The sequence below is a fragment of the Rhizobium sp. RU35A genome (assembly GCF_900156005.1).
GTDB lineage: Bacteria > Pseudomonadota > Alphaproteobacteria > Rhizobiales > Rhizobiaceae > Neorhizobium > Neorhizobium straminoryzae.
The window spans coordinates 21384-35048 of the sequence record NZ_FTMR01000007.1 but is presented as its reverse complement, the minus strand read 5'-3'; the positions used below and the strand labels follow the sequence as shown (position 1 = coordinate 35048).

The window sequence follows — 13665 nt, the reverse complement described above, 5'->3', positions numbered from 1 at the left end:
CGCCCGCCATCAAAAAGGTTTCGGGATTTCTACACAAGGGCTGCCGTCTGATGTATGACGGATGAAACGAACGAAAGAAGAACATGGCAAAGAGAGCTGGTAGCGCCGATCTTCCCTTGCATGGTGGCCGGGTTCCTGCCTGGCTCGGCCAGCGGATGACCAGGCTCGGCGCGCTGATCACGGAAGCGATCGTTCAGCACTATGGCCGTGACGAATTTCTGCGGCGCATGGCAAGTCCCTTCTGGTTCCAGTCCTTCGGGGCTGTGATGGGCATGGACTGGCATTCGTCCGGCATAACCACCAGCGTGATCGGCGCGCTGAAGCGCGGGCTTGCCCCCATGGCCGGCGAACTCGGCCTGTATGTCTGCGGCGGTCGCGGCCAGCATTCGCGCCGCACGCCCGATGAACTGATGGCGATCGGTCATCGCATCGGCTTCGATGGCGCCGCGATGGCCCGCACCAGCAGGCTGGTGGCAAAGGTCGACAGCGCGGCGGTGCAGGATGGGTTCAGCCTTTATCTGCACGGCTTCATCGTCGCCGATGATGGCAAGTGGGTGGTGGTGCAGCAGGGCATGAGCGACGAGAGGCGGCAGGCCCGGCGCTATCACTGGATGTCGGAGGGCATGTCGGGCTTTCTCGATTCGCCGCATGCAGCGATCGAGGGCAGGGGGCAGGGCGAGATCGTCAACCTTGCCGATCGCCGCGCGGAGCGATCACGCAGCGGCCAGCTCGACCTGCTGGCCGGTCTCTGTCCCGACCGGATTATCCGCGAACTTTCGGCCGTCAATCGGCAGACGGCGGAACCGGTTGCCCAACCGATCTTGCCGCATCTGGTGATGCCGGACCATCATGATGTCAGGGAAAAGGACGTGAACATGCGCCGGCTGCACGGGGCGCTCGCTGCCGCCGCCGACCGGGGGCCACAGGATTTCGAGGACCTGCTGCTGACGCCTGGCGTCGGCGCGCGCACCGTGGAGGCGCTGGCACTGGTGGCGGAGGTGGTGCATGGCGCGCCCTGCCGCTTTTCCGATCCCGCAAGATTTTCGCTGGCGCATGGCGGCAAGGACCGCCACCCCTTTCCGGTCCCGATCAAGGTCTATGACGAAACGATCCGGGTCATGAAGTCGGCAGTGCGCAAGGGCAGGCTGGGGCTTGACGAGGAACTGGAGGCGCTGCGGCGGCTGGATGCGCAGGCGCGCCTGATGGAGCAGTATGTGACCGGCCCGGATCTCAAGGAAATCGTTGCCGGCGAGTTTAGCCGCTCATCCGCTTATGGCGGCCGCAGCGTTTTCGGCTGGGAAGCCTATCTTCGGGTGGTGGAGGCGGAGGCGGCCTTCACACCGAAGGCAGCTCGACGGCCGGTGTAACGCGGGCAGTGCCCTCGGGCGGCCCGCTGCTGGGATCCTGACGACGGCGGGCGATCCGGAAGGCTGCTTCGCTGATCAGCGCGACAGGCAGGGCGATGAAGAGCGGAATGAAGAAGTAGATCACCCGGAAGGCGACAAGCGCGCCGATCGAGGCCTGTTCGCCCATCACATGCCGCACCGTTACCTCCAGTACACCGAGCCCGCCCGGCGCATGGGTGATGAGGATCGCGATATTGCCGAGCACGAAGGCGGTGGCGGCCTTGAGAAAGCTGACATTCTCCGTCGCCTGCATCAGTTCCATCAGGCAGGCGGAGACGAAGGCGAAGTTCAGCGTGCCGAGGACGATCTGGGCGACAGCAAGCCGGGCTCTTGGCAACTGGAAGGACCAGCCGCGGATGCGCAGCGGCGTGCGCAGAAACGCGGCAAGCGCCACATAGGCCACCGCAAGCGCGAGGCAGAGAACGCCGAGCATCCGCACCACGTTCGGACCGAGGCGCAGGATGCCGGCGGTGTCAGACGGGTTCAGCACCATTACCAGCCCGCCGAGCACCATCAGGCCAAGGCCGACGGTGACGCCCGACAGCAGCACGATCTTCGCGACATCCTCCGTCGAGAGGCCCCAATGGGCATAGTAGCGATAGCGGATGGCACCGCTGCTGAGGCCGGCAAGACCGATCGTCTGGCCAAGTCCGAGGCTGACGAAGGAGGCGAGCGCGATGCGGGGATAGGCGAGGTCGCTCTTCACAGAGCGCACGCCGGTCCAGTCGAAGCCGGTCAGGCAGAGATAGGAGAGGGCGCAGTAGAAAAGGGCGAGCGCCATGTTCCAGCCAGGTATGGCCCGCACGGAGCGGACGATATCGTCCCAGGTGAACTTGCTGAGGCCGACATAGAGAAGATAGCCCGCCAGCGCGAAGCCGAACAGCATCATGCCCCAGGTGAGACGTTTCTTCCTTCCGCTCATGCGCATCCTCCCGTCGCGTGTGTGATGCGCTGCGGGCTGCGGAAGGAGCAATGTCGGAAAAATGCGGCCATGGATCGTCCACCAGAATGCGTGCCTGTGAACGAAGAAGATGGCGTCTTGTTCCCGCCGGCCGGGCCGGCCGACGGGAAAGTTTGCGGCAGGTTCAGTCTTCCTCGGCTGCCATCTGCGAGAGAACCTCGCCCTTGCCACGGGCACGCAGGATCAGCGGCACGATGAAGGCAAGCGCTGCGATCGTCAGAAGCACGGCGGCGATCGGCGAGGTGAACAGCACGGTAAAGTCCCCCTGGCTGATGGCGAGCGCCCGGCGCAGCTGCTGTTCGGCGAGCGGACCGAGGATCAGACCCACCACGACAGGCGCGATCGGATAGCCGAAGACGCGCATCGCATAGCCGAGCATGCCGAAGGCGAGCAGCATGCCGAGTTCGAACACCGAGGGGTTGGCGCCGATCGTGCCGAGCGTGGCAAACAGCAGGATGCCGGCATAGAGCCACGGCTTCGGGATCGTCAGCAGGCGCACCCAGAGGCCGACAAGCGGCAGGTTCAGCACCAGCAGCATGAAGTTTGCAATCAGCAGCGAGGCGATCAGACCCCAGACGAGCTGCGGATTGGTGGCAAACAGCAACGGGCCCGGCTGCAGGCCATATTGCTGGAAGCCGGCCAGCATGATCGCGGCCGTCGCGGTCGTCGGAAGGCCGAGCGTCAGAAGCGGCACCAGCGTTCCGGCGGCCGAGGCATTGTTGGCCGCTTCCGGCCCGGCGACACCTTCGATGGCGCCGTTGCCGAACTCCTCCGGATGCTTGGTCAGCCGCTTCTCCGTGGCGTAGGAGAGGAAGGTGCCGATTTCGGCGCCGCCGGCCGGCATGGCCCCGATCGGAAATCCGATCAGGGTACCGCGCAGCCAGGGCTTCCAGGAGCGCGCCCAGTCTGCCGCGTTCATCCAGACCGACCCCTTGACGGCTTCCACCTTGTCCGGCCCGGTATTGCCCTGGGCTGCGATGAACAGCGTCTCGCCGATCGCGAACATGGCAACGGCGAGCGTGGTGACTTCCACGCCGTCAAGCAGGTCCGGTACGCCGAAGGCAAGACGCGTCTGGCCGGTGAGCTGGTCGATGCCGATGATCGACAGGGCAAGTCCGATGAAAAGCGAGGTGAGACCGCGCAGGGTCGAATCGCCGAAGGCGGAGGAGACGGTGACGAAGGCGAGCACCATCAGCGCGAAATATTCGCGGGGGCCGAAGACCAGCGCCAGCTTGACGATGACGGGAGCGATGAAGGCAAGACCGAAGGTGGCGATCAGGCCGGCCACGAAGGAGCCGATGGCGGCGGTGGCAAGCGCCGGTCCACCGCGGCCGGCCCGTGCCATCTTGTTGCCCTCCAGCGCCGTGACGATGGAAGAGCTTTCACCGGGCGTATTGAGCAGGATCGAGGTGGTCGAGCCGCCATACATGCCGCCATAGTAAATACCGGCGAACATGATCAGCGAACCTGCCGGATCGAGCCGGTAAGTGACCGGCAAAAGCAGCGCCACCGTCAGCGCAGGCCCGATGCCAGGCAGCACGCCGACGGCGGTTCCGAGCGTCACGCCGATCAGCGCATAGAGGAGGTTCATCGGCTGGGCCGCCACCAGCAGGCCCTGCAGCAGGAATTCAAAGGTGCTCATGGCGTGACTTTCACTGGAAGAGGCGCTCGATCGGACCGGCCGGAAGCGAGAGCTGGAGAAGACCGGCGAAGATGAGCCAGACGACGAGACAGAGCACGATGCCGACGGGCAGCGAGACCCACAGCCTGCGCTTGCCGAAGCCCGCGGCGGTCGCGGCAAACAGCACGCCGGTGGCAATCGAGAAGCCGGCAATGTTCAGCAGCAACATCTGCGCGGCAAGCCCGCCGACGATCCAGATCACCGGCGGCAGTTCCTGCCGCTCACGCTCCGGAAAATCACCGCGGATGGCGGCAATCACCGTCCATCCTGCCAGCAGCAGCAGGATCACGCCGATGGCCATCGGCACCGTGCCGGGTCCGACCGGCGAATAGCCGCTGACTTCGCGCAGCCGCGAGGCATCCACAAGGATGACCGCCGCGATCGCCACCAGGATGGCCGCAATTCCAAACGCCGCCCATTCCGGGCGGCGCTCCTTTGCCTGTGTGTTGAGAGGCTCTTGGCTCATTTGACCAGTCCGATGTCCTTCAGGATGGCTTCGGTTGCGGCGATTTCCTTGGAAAGCTGCGTGGTGAAGGCGTCGCCATCCAGATAGGTGTCCTGCCAGCCCTTGGTCTTCAGCGTTTCCTGCCAGGTCTTGGAGGTGGCAAGCTTCTTCACGTCAGCCGTCACGGCGGCCTTCTGCTCAGGCGTGAGGCCCGGCGCGGCGGCAACCATGCGCCAGTTCTGAACGGCCACATCCAGGCCGGCTTCCTTCAGCGTGGGGGCATCGGTCCCGGGAATGCGCTGTTCGCCGGAAGTGGCGAGCAGACGCAGCGTACCGGCCTTCACCTGGCCTTCAAACTCGCCATAGCCGGAAATGCCGACGGTGACCTGGGCGCCGAGAATGGCGGCCAGCGCCTCGCCACCGCCCGAAAACGCGATGTAGTTGATCTTGGTCGGGTCAACGCCGGCTGCCTTGGCAATCAGGCCGGCAGTGATGTGATCGACGCCGCCGGCGGAACCGCCGCCCCAGGAAACCGAGCCCGGGTTCTTCTTCAGTGCCTCGACGAGATCCTTGACCGACTTCAGCGGCGAGGATGCCGGAACCACGATCGCCTCGTTTTCGCCGGTCAGGCGTGCGATCGGGGTGACGTCCTTCAGCGTCACCGGGGCCTTGTTGGTCAGGATGGCGCCAACCATGACGTAACCGCCGACGATCAGGGCGTGCGCATTGCCCTTCTGCTGGCTGGCGAACTGGGCAAGGCCGATCGTGCCGCCGGCGCCGGGCACGTTGATGACCTGCACATTCTTGGAAATGCCTTCCTGCTGCATTGTCGTCTGCAGCGAACGGGCCGTCTGGTCCCATCCACCGCCGGGAGCGGCCGGCGCCATGATGGTGTAGTCGGCGGCATAGGCGGGCAGGGCGATCGAGCCGGCAAGCAGCGTAGCGATAAATACGTGTTTCAAGGTTGTTCCTCCTGGGGGGCGTCAAGTGACGCGCTGTGTTCGTTGCAGCCGGAAGGAAGAAAACAGCCACAACGGCGCCGGCTGCTGCCGGCGGGCTCCTCCTCCCCGCATTTTGTCCGGATTGGCCTCCACGAACCCGGACACCATCAAGCGATCACATTATGCTGACATTTACCTGACGTTGCCTGTCAGGGAGGCGCAGGGAGGCATTGCCCGCCCTTGAAGGAGACTGGTGCACGACGTCAGCGAATGCGCAGCACGTCGTTCCAGCGGGCAATCAGGCGTGCGCGCTTCACCTGATCGAGATAGACCATCAGGCCTGGGCTGACCGGCACCGGCTTCAACTGGCCGCCCAGCATTTCCCGCATCGTGGTTGCCGTATTGCCTTCGGCCACCTCGGGGTTCACCGCCGGGATCTGCAGTTCGCGCGTCAGAATGGTCTGTCCCTGGCGCGACATGAAGAAATCAAGGAAGCGCCGACCGAGATCCGGCGAGGCTGCGGCCTGAGGCACGAGGCCGATCCGCGACATCACCACCGTGTAATCCTTCGGCAGCACGATGCCGACTTCGGGATGATTCGAGGCCCAGTCCGCCGCATAGGAGCCGAGAATATTGTAGCCCAGCACGAATCGGCCGTCGGCAACCCGTTCCAGGATGGCCTGGCTGGTGGAATAGAGCCGCACGCCGGCCTCGCCCATGGCATCCACGACGGACCAGATGTCGTCGAACTGTTCCTGGTCGCGTGACATGAAAAGGAAGCCGACACCGGAACGCTCGATATCATAGGTGGCGATGCGGCCGTGCACGGCATCGCCCTTGCGCCGGAGATAGTCGATGAATTCCGCCCGGCTGGCCGGTGGTGGTTCGCTGATAAAGCTCGGCTTGTGGTAGACGAAAACCGCCGGCTCGAAGGTCAGCGCATAGGCCGTGTCCCTCCAGTTGGCCCAGGCCGGCCAGGAGGCGCTGAGGGCAAGCCGGCTCTGCTGGGCATAGCCGTCATTCGCCAGCTTCACCTGCAGGTCCATGGCGGAGGAAAAGGCAAAATCCGCCGTTTTCTGGCCAGAATCGGTTTCCTCGATGATCCGTTCGTAGATCTGGCCGGTCAGCATGTCCTCGTAGCGGACGGCAATATCGGGATTGGCACGCTGGAAGGCCTCGATCATCGGCCGCGCCATAGGCTGGTCGAGCGAGGAATAGACGAGGAGGCGAGGCGCATCGCTGCGGCCTGATATCGCCGGAAATTCCGTCACATCGGCCACCGCCGTCCCGGACAGGACGCAAGACAGGAAAAGTGTGGGGAAAAGCCGTTGCATCTGGCCATGATGCCCGAGCCGATGGAGGCAGACAAGCGGGCAGGTGTGCGGGACTTGCCATGAGAACCTTGGGTTTTGCAGCGCAGGGACGGTGACAGGCCCGCGTGGCGCCTCTATCCTTGGTGGGTGAAGAGGGAGGGTTGCGTGCGCATTCTGCTGGTGGAGGACAATCAGGCACTTGCCGAAGGGCTTTCGGCCATTCTGCGCGGCAGCGGCTACGTGGTGGACGTGGTGGCCGATGGCCTTTCGGCGGAGGCTGTGGCGACGGCCGAACGCTTCGATCTGATCATCCTCGATCTCAACCTTCCCGAGATGGACGGTTTGCAGGTGCTACGCTCCTTACGTGCCCGCCAGAACCAGACGGCGGTGATGATTCTCACCGCACGTGGTGCGCCGGAGGAACGGGTGCGTGGCTTGGATCTCGGTGCCGATGACTATCTGACCAAGCCCTTCGACATTTCCGAGCTGGAGGCGCGCATTCGCGTGCTGTTGCGGCGGCAGGCCGGCCTGCGTTCCTCCCGCGTCGAGTTCGGCGGTCTGGCCTTCGATCTGACATCCCGCAGCTTTTCAGCGCAGGGCCGTCCGGTGGATATTCCAGCGCGGGAACTGGCATTGCTGGAACTGCTGTTCCTGCGGGCCGGCAAGGTGGTGTCCAAGGAGGCGATCATCGGCTCGCTCGCCGGTTTCGATACCGATCTGTCGCCCAATGCCATCGAGCAATATGTCTCGCGGCTGAGACGGCGGCTGCAAGCGCATCAGCTGACGGTCAAGACGGCGCGCGGGATCGGCTATTATCTCGATACGGCTGCCGAAACCGCGTGACGGGGGTGGCATGAGAGGCGTGACATGAGAAACGTGACCCGCTCGCTGCGCGGCCGGCTGCTCGCCTGGCTGCTGGCGGCCACGGCCGTCCTCGGCTCTCTGGCGCTGGCCGATACCTGGCGCGAGGCGCGGCAGACCGCCAACGAGGTCTCCGATCGCGTGCTGGCCGGCTCCGCGCTCGCTATTGCTGAACGTGTTGTCGTGGCGGAGGATGGCTCGCTCGAGGTCGACATTCCCTATGTCGCGCTGGAAATGCTGACGTCTGCAGCACAGGATCGCGTGTTCTATCGCGTCGATGGTCCCCCCGGCATCTTCATTACCGGCTATCAGGCGCTGCCGACCCTGCCGCGCCGCGAGGGGCAATCGACGGCCTTCGATGACGCGACCTTCCGGGGCGAGCCGATCCGTGTCGCGACGCTCGCCCGCTCGGCGTCCACAGGCATTTCCTCGGTGCCCTTTACGGTCACGGTTGCAGAAACCACCATGGCGCGCCGGCAGCTGACGCGGTCGATCCTGCTGCATTCGGCGCTGCGCCTCGCGCTGATGATGTCCGGTGCTGCGCTGATCGTCTGGATCGCGGTGTCGCTGTCGCTGCGTCCGCTCTACCGGCTGAGCTCCGCCATCGCCGAGCGCAGCCCGGACGATCTCGATCCGATCGGCGAGCACGTACCGAGCGAGGTCGAAGGGCTGGTCGAGACGGTCAACTCCTTCATGGTGCGGCTGAATTCGGCGCTGGAGGCGTTGCGCCATTTCACCGGCAATGCCAGCCATCAACTGCGCACCCCGCTGGCCGTGGTGCGCACGCAGCTGGCGCTCGCCGCGCGTGCCGAGGAAGCGGGCGATCTCGCCGCTGCGATCGCCCGCGCCGATGAGGCCGTCGCCCATGCCGAGCGGGTGCTGGCGCAGCTTCTGATGATGGCGCGCATCGATGCTGCGGCACGGGCGGAGGGTTCAGCTCTGACCGATGTCGATCTCACCGCGTTTGCCCGATCTCTGACAGCCGATCACATTCCGTCTGCCGCGGAGGCCGGGATCGACCTCGGCTTCGAGGGGGAGGGCGCCGTGCTGCTGCGGGGCGAGCCGCTGCTGCTCGCGGAAATGCTGAAAAACCTGATTTCCAATGCCATCCTCTACGCCGGGCGCGGCGCGGAGGTGACCGTGCGCGTGTCGGAAGACGATGCAGCCGTCTGCATCGAAGTGGAGGACAACGGTCCCGGCATTCCGCGGCACAGGCGCGCCGACGTTCTGAAGAGGTTCGAGCGCGCAAGTTCCGCAGGGCTTCCGGGAAGCGGCCTTGGCCTGCCGATCGTCGAGGAGATCGCCCGGCTGCATGGTGGCACGCTGACGCTTGAGGACGCAAGCCGCGGCGATGGATTGCGGGTGGTCATCCGCCTGATGCGGGAGAGGGCGGGCTGAAGCATAATCCGACCGGAGCGAAACGAGAATCGATAAGATTATGCTTCAAAAATAAAAGGTTAGAGCGAATATCTGATTCAGTCAGATCGAAACTCGCTCTAAGCGACAGCGCCTCACCGAGACTGCCCGGCTTCTGGCGAAAGAGTGTGCCCCATCACCGTTGCCCGTCACGCCTGACGGGGTGCTGCAGGCTGTCAGTGCACCGTGTCCTGGGCGATTTCCTCGGCCATCAGCCGAAGCGCATCGTCCAGCGCGGCCACGAGAATATCGGTGATCTGGTCGAGATCGTTTTCCTCCAGGAAGAGTGCGATCGCCGTGTCCCGAAGTTCCATCTGCCCATCCAACTCGTTCATGTTCATGCCCCTTGTCTGCGCCGTGTCCATCCCGGCGGTTGGAGCCAAGATTAGGCGCGCCACCTTGCGCCTGACTTGCGCGGCAGAGTTGCCGGCAGGCCAGAGGTGGCTGACGAACGATCCATCCGGTCGGGCTTGCTGCGCCATCGCCCCGGACGGGGCACCCTTGAATCATCTGGGGCACACATCACTGCTTCGCGCCGTCCCGTCAACAGATTCGGTTGTACCAAGCGGAAAATTGGCGCGACAGGCCAGTCACGGAGAGGCTGCCTGTGCGCGTCGCATCCATGCGCCCGGTCCGCTGTCATCTCTCTGGAACGAAGGGGTAAAATCGGATAGGGAATGCAGGTGTGCAGCGCCTGTCAGGACCGTCATGAACAACGTCATCAAGTTCCAACGCCCCAAGCCCCAGAAGCCGCCGCGTCAGGTGCCGCCGGGCCTGCGCAAGGCGCTGGTCGCTGCAGCCATCCTGATTGGCCTCGTGCTTGTCTGGGCCTATTTCCAGTTCATCGCGCCATCAAGCGGCCTTCCGACGTGAGCCTGCCGGGCGAAGCCGTCAGTTCCGATCATCCGGCCTGGCCGGTGCAGGAACAGCTCAAGGCCTACAATGCACGCGACATCGACGCCTTCATGCGCTGGTGGGCGGACGACTGCCTCTATTACGCGTTCCCCGACCAGTTGCTGGCGAAGGGCGCAGATGCGATCCGGGCGCGCCATGTCACGCGCTTCCTTGAACCGGATCTGCATGGGCGATTGCTGAGCCGCACGAGCCTCGGCAATCTCGTCATCGACCACGAAATCGTCACCCGCAACTTTCCAGAGGGAAAGGGTGAGGTGGAGGTCATTTGTCTCTACGAGGTCGCCGATGGCAAGATCGCCAAGGCCTGGTTCAAGCTGGGCGAACCGCGGCTTCATCCCACCATCTGACATCGCCGCGCACCGCCGCCGATCAACGCAAGAGGAGGTGCTGGGTCGCACTTCGAAATGGAAACTGCCCCCCTGAAACACAAATGCAGGATAAGGTAGATTATGGAACAAATGGGCTTTGCGAAGATGATCAGTTGGTTGGCGTGGTGCCCTCAGATCGCGTCAAGTTCGAAGCTGAGGCCGTCATAGGCCGGTTCCACATGCGCCGGTGTCTCTGCCATCACCGTCTGGTAATCGAGCGGAATGTGCATGTGGGTCAGGATGGCGCGTTTCGGCTTCAGGCGCTCGATCCAGTCGAGCGCCTGTTCCAGCGACAGATGGCTCGGATGCGGCCTGTATTGTAGCGCATCGATGATGAGCACGTCGAGGCTTTGCAGGCTGTCCAGGCTTTCCGCCGGAAAGTCGCTGACATCGCTGCAATAGGCCACGTTGCCGATGCGGAAGCCGAGCGAGTGAATGTCGCCATGCACCTGGCGATGCGCCCGGAACGCGATCGTGCCGCCCGGACCGCTGACGGCGATCGGTGCGGTGAGATCCTCGATCAGATTCGGCTGAACGATCGGCGGATAATTGCCGCTCGGCGGTGTCTCCAGGCAGTAGCCAAAACCCTGGCGGATCCGCTCCATGGTAAAGGCATCGGCGAAGATCGGAATGCGCTGACGCTGGGCGTGAAAGTAGCCGCGGACGTCATCGATCCCGTGCAGATGGTCTGCATGGGCATGGGTGTAGAGAACGGCGTCGAGCCGCGTCACGCCGGCCGAAATCATCTGTTCGCGAAAATCGGGGCCGGTATCGATCACCACGGTGGTCTTGGCGCCGTCCGGTGCGACCTGCTCCACCAGAAAGGCGGCACGGCGGCGGCGGTTGCGCGGGTCGGTCCGGTCGCAGGCGCCCCAATCGCCATCGAGCCGCGGCACGCCGGGCGACGAGGAGCAGCCGAGAATGGTGAAGCGCTGCCGAAACCCCTGCACCGAACCTACACCCTGGTCATCTTCGAGAAGCAACGGAATGCGTTTTCCGTCGTGATCCGCGCCATCTCCTCGTAGGAGATGCCCTTCACCTCGGCCAGCACTTCTGCCGTGTTGACCACGTAGGACGGCTCGTTGCGCTTGCCGCGCCAGCGCTTGGGCGCAAGATACGGCGCATCGGTTTCCACCAGCAGCCGGTCGAGCGGCACGGTTTTGGCGATCTCCCGGATCTCCTCGGACTTCGGGAAGGTCAGGATGCCGGAAAAGGAGATGTAGCCGCCGAGTTCCACGCCGCAATCGGCGAGCGCCTGTCCGGCGGAGAAGCAGTGCAGGATGAAGGGGAAGGCGCCCTTCCCCGTTTCGTCCCGCAGGATCGCCGCCATGTCCTCGTCGGCGCTGCGGCTGTGGATGACGAGCGGCAGCTGCGTGCGTCGCGCCGCCTCGATGTGACGGCGAAGTCCGGTCTGCTGGTCGGCGGGCGTCTGCGTGTCGTAGAAGTAATCGAGGCCCGCCTCGCCGATCGCGACGATCTTCTCGTGGCTTTCGGCGAGGTGCACCAGATCGTCGGCCGTGACGTCCAGTTCCTCATTGGCATTGTTCGGATGCGTGCCGACCGAGCAGAACACGGTGGGATAGCGTTCCGTCAGTGCAAGCAGGGTCGGAAGCTTCTTCACCCGCGTCGAGATGGTCACCATCTGGGACACGCCCGCCGCATGGGCGCGCTGGACCAGTTCGTCGCGCTCGGCGTCGAAATCGGCAAAATCCAGATGGCAGTGGGTATCGATCAGCATGATGATGTCTCAGGCCTTGTCGGCGTCCGGCGCAACATAACGCGGGAACACCGGCGAGGGTGCCGGCAGTTCCGTGCCGGGCTGCAGACGACCCGCCTCGCCCAGCCTGTCGAAGCCGCGATCCTCTTCCGCCACCGCGACCAGATCGAGGATCTTCGCAGCAGACTGCGGCATGATCGGCTGGAAGAGGATGGCGATTTCACGCACCACTTCGGCCGTCACCCACAGCACCGTTTCCATGCGCGGCACATCCGTCTTGCGCAGCACCCAGGGCTCCTGGGCGGCGAAATAGCGGTCGGCCTCGTTGACGATGTTGATGATCGCAGCCACCGCCTTGTGGATCTGCTGGCGGCCCATCTCCTCGCGGCAGACGGCAATCGCCTCGTCGGCCGTGGCGAGAATGGCCTTGTCCGCATCTGTCAGTTCGCCCGGCTGCGGGATCTTGCCCTCGCAGTTCTTGGCGATCATCGACAGCGAGCGCGAGGCCAGATTGCCGATGCCGTTGGCGAGATCGGCATTGATGCGGGCGGCGATCGCCTCTTCCGAATAGCTGCCGTCCTGGCCGAAGGACACTTCGCGCAGGAAGAAGTAGCGCACCTGGTCGAGGCCGAAATGGTTCACCAGATTGACCGGATCAACCACGTTGCCGAGCGACTTCGACATCTTCTCGCCCTTGTTGAGCAGGAAGCCGTGGGCATAGACGCGCTTCGGCAGCGGAAGACCCGCCGACATCAGGAAGGCCGGCCAGTAGACGGCGTGGAAGCGGATGATGTCCTTGCCGATGATATGCACATCGGCCGGCCAGTATTTGGCGCGCGGGCCGTTCTGGTCGTCCACATAGCCGGTGGCGGTGATGTAGTTGGTCAGCGCGTCGACCCAGACATACATCACGTGCTTCGGATCGTCCGGCACCTTGATGCCCCAGTCGAAGGTGGTGCGCGAGATGGAGAGATCCTTCAGGCCCGACTTGACGAAGGATACCACCTCGTTGCGGCGCTCGGACGGACCGATGAAATCCGGCTGCGCGTCATAGAGCGCAAGCAGCCTCTCCTCATAGGCCGAGAGCCGGAAGAAGTAGCTTTCCTCCTCCACCCATTCGACAGGCGTGCCCTGCGGTCCGTAGCGCACGCCGTCGGGGCGCACCTCGGTTTCCTCTTCCTGGTAATAGGCCTCGTCGCGCACCGAATACCAGCCGGCATAGCTGTCCTTGTAGATGTCGCCATTGGCGGCCATGCGGCGCCAGACCTCCTGCACCGTCAGGTGGTGGCGCTGTTCGGTGGTGCGGATGAAATCGTCGTTGGAGGCGTTGAGCAGTCCGCCCATGGCGCGGAATTCATTGGAATTGCGCTCGGCAAGGGCTTCCGGCGTGATGCCTTCGTTGCGGGCCGTCTGCTGCATCTTCTGGCCATGCTCGTCCGTTCCCGTCAGGAAGAACACATCCCTGCCATCGAGCCGCTGGAAACGCGCCATGGCGTCGGTCGCGATCAGCTCGTAGGCATGGCCGATATGCGGCTTGCCGTTCGGATAGGAGATGGCGGTCGTGATGTAGTAGGGGGTCTTCGTGGACATTGCGGCCAGCATTACCGTTCTTGTTCAGGTTCTCTGGTCCGCGTCTTAACG

Annotated in this window: 14 protein-coding genes; 5 read left to right on the top strand and 9 right to left on the bottom strand. The window is 64.1% G+C overall.

Annotation, left to right across the window (positions count from 1 at the left end):
* Nucleotides 1-83: 83 nt before the first annotated feature.
* Nucleotides 84-1367, top strand: a complete 1284-nt coding sequence (locus F3H95_RS16175) for a DUF763 domain-containing protein (protein WP_149746755.1) — start codon at nucleotides 84-86, stop codon at nucleotides 1365-1367.
* Here F3H95_RS16175 and F3H95_RS16170 read toward each other — a convergent pair.
* The 5 genes from F3H95_RS16170 to F3H95_RS16150 all read right to left on the bottom strand — a co-directional run bounded on the left by F3H95_RS16170 (nucleotide 1336) and on the right by F3H95_RS16150 (nucleotide 6768).
* The gene (locus tag F3H95_RS16170; RefSeq protein WP_149746754.1) at nucleotides 1336-2328 is read right to left on the bottom strand and encodes a YbhN family protein; all 993 of its coding nucleotides are present in this window, start codon (nucleotides 2326-2328) and stop codon (nucleotides 1336-1338) included. The genes F3H95_RS16175 and F3H95_RS16170 overlap by 32 nt on opposite strands.
* Before the next feature lie 163 nt (nucleotides 2329-2491).
* Complete coding sequence (locus F3H95_RS16165; protein WP_149746753.1) at nucleotides 2492-4009, bottom strand: tripartite tricarboxylate transporter permease; 1518 nt, start codon at nucleotides 4007-4009, stop codon at nucleotides 2492-2494.
* 10 nt (nucleotides 4010-4019) lie between these two features.
* Nucleotides 4020-4514, bottom strand: coding sequence for a tripartite tricarboxylate transporter TctB family protein (locus F3H95_RS16160; RefSeq protein WP_149746752.1), 495 nt, complete (start codon nucleotides 4512-4514; stop codon nucleotides 4020-4022).
* Complete coding sequence (locus tag F3H95_RS16155) at nucleotides 4511-5455, bottom strand: tripartite tricarboxylate transporter substrate binding protein (protein WP_142880918.1); 945 nt, start codon at nucleotides 5453-5455, stop codon at nucleotides 4511-4513. The genes F3H95_RS16160 and F3H95_RS16155 overlap by 4 nt, the downstream gene beginning before the upstream one ends.
* Before the next feature lie 242 nt (nucleotides 5456-5697).
* The gene (locus F3H95_RS16150; protein ID WP_149746751.1) at nucleotides 5698-6768 is read right to left on the bottom strand and encodes an ABC transporter substrate-binding protein; all 1071 of its coding nucleotides are present in this window, start codon (nucleotides 6766-6768) and stop codon (nucleotides 5698-5700) included.
* 144 nt (nucleotides 6769-6912) lie between these two features.
* Between F3H95_RS16150 and F3H95_RS16145 the strand changes: the two genes are divergently transcribed.
* Both F3H95_RS16145 and F3H95_RS16140 read left to right on the top strand, forming a co-directional pair.
* Nucleotides 6913-7590 (top strand): response regulator transcription factor, encoded by a 678-nt coding sequence (locus F3H95_RS16145; RefSeq protein WP_142880916.1) that lies wholly within the window; start codon nucleotides 6913-6915, stop codon nucleotides 7588-7590.
* Nucleotides 7591-7614: 24 nt separating this feature from the next.
* The gene (locus F3H95_RS16140; protein WP_149746750.1) at nucleotides 7615-9006 is read left to right on the top strand and encodes a sensor histidine kinase; all 1392 of its coding nucleotides are present in this window, start codon (nucleotides 7615-7617) and stop codon (nucleotides 9004-9006) included.
* A gap of 194 nt (nucleotides 9007-9200) precedes the next feature.
* On the opposite strand, the gene F3H95_RS27180 is transcribed toward F3H95_RS16140, so the two are convergent.
* A complete protein-coding gene (locus tag F3H95_RS27180) occupies nucleotides 9201-9359 on the bottom strand; it encodes a hypothetical protein (RefSeq protein WP_185969711.1) in 159 nt (52 codons plus the stop codon).
* A gap of 373 nt (nucleotides 9360-9732) precedes the next feature.
* On the opposite strand from F3H95_RS27180, the gene F3H95_RS27175 reads away from it, so the two are divergent.
* Together F3H95_RS27175 and F3H95_RS16135 are read left to right on the top strand one after the other, a co-directional pair.
* Complete coding sequence (locus F3H95_RS27175; RefSeq protein WP_185969708.1) at nucleotides 9733-9897, top strand: hypothetical protein; 165 nt, start codon at nucleotides 9733-9735, stop codon at nucleotides 9895-9897.
* Nucleotides 9894-10286 (top strand): nuclear transport factor 2 family protein, encoded by a 393-nt coding sequence (locus F3H95_RS16135; RefSeq protein WP_244618042.1) that lies wholly within the window; start codon nucleotides 9894-9896, stop codon nucleotides 10284-10286. The genes F3H95_RS27175 and F3H95_RS16135 overlap by 4 nt, the downstream gene beginning before the upstream one ends.
* 152 nt (nucleotides 10287-10438) lie before the next feature.
* Here the strand turns inward: F3H95_RS16135 and F3H95_RS16130 are convergent, their stop codons facing one another.
* The 3 genes from F3H95_RS16130 to metG are packed head-to-tail and all read right to left on the bottom strand — an operon-like array spanning nucleotide 10439 to nucleotide 13614.
* A complete protein-coding gene (locus F3H95_RS16130; RefSeq protein ID WP_244618041.1) occupies nucleotides 10439-11290 on the bottom strand; it encodes an MBL fold metallo-hydrolase in 852 nt (283 codons plus the stop codon).
* A complete protein-coding gene (locus F3H95_RS16125) occupies nucleotides 11263-12045 on the bottom strand; it encodes a TatD family hydrolase (RefSeq protein WP_149746749.1) in 783 nt (260 codons plus the stop codon). The genes F3H95_RS16130 and F3H95_RS16125 overlap by 28 nt, the downstream gene beginning before the upstream one ends.
* Before the next feature lie 9 nt (nucleotides 12046-12054).
* Nucleotides 12055-13614 (bottom strand): methionine--tRNA ligase, encoded by a 1560-nt coding sequence (gene metG, locus F3H95_RS16120; protein ID WP_142880907.1) that lies wholly within the window; start codon nucleotides 13612-13614, stop codon nucleotides 12055-12057.
* Nucleotides 13615-13665: the final 51 nt, after the last annotated feature.

Excerpts from the sequence above, each read along its gene's own strand:
- F3H95_RS16150 (WP_149746751.1), bottom strand. The coding sequence starts at position 6,768 with ATGCAACGGCTTTTCCCCACACTTTTCCTGTCTTGCGTCCTGTCCGGG.
- F3H95_RS16125 (WP_149746749.1), bottom strand. The coding sequence starts at position 12,045 with ATGCTGATCGATACCCACTGCCATCTGGATTTTGCCGATTTCGACGCC.
- F3H95_RS16160 (WP_149746752.1), bottom strand. The coding sequence starts at position 4,514 with ATGAGCCAAGAGCCTCTCAACACACAGGCAAAGGAGCGCCGCCCGGAA.
- F3H95_RS16175 (WP_149746755.1), top strand. The coding sequence starts at position 84 with ATGGCAAAGAGAGCTGGTAGCGCCGATCTTCCCTTGCATGGTGGCCGG.
- F3H95_RS27180 (WP_185969711.1), bottom strand. The coding sequence starts at position 9,359 with ATGAACGAGTTGGATGGGCAGATGGAACTTCGGGACACGGCGATCGCA.
- F3H95_RS16165 (WP_149746753.1), bottom strand. The coding sequence starts at position 4,009 with ATGAGCACCTTTGAATTCCTGCTGCAGGGCCTGCTGGTGGCGGCCCAG.
- F3H95_RS16140 (WP_149746750.1), top strand. The coding sequence starts at position 7,615 with ATGAGAAACGTGACCCGCTCGCTGCGCGGCCGGCTGCTCGCCTGGCTG.
- metG (WP_142880907.1), bottom strand. The coding sequence starts at position 13,614 with ATGTCCACGAAGACCCCCTACTACATCACGACCGCCATCTCCTATCCG.
- F3H95_RS16170 (WP_149746754.1), bottom strand. The coding sequence starts at position 2,328 with ATGAGCGGAAGGAAGAAACGTCTCACCTGGGGCATGATGCTGTTCGGC.
- F3H95_RS27175 (WP_185969708.1), top strand. The coding sequence starts at position 9,733 with ATGAACAACGTCATCAAGTTCCAACGCCCCAAGCCCCAGAAGCCGCCG.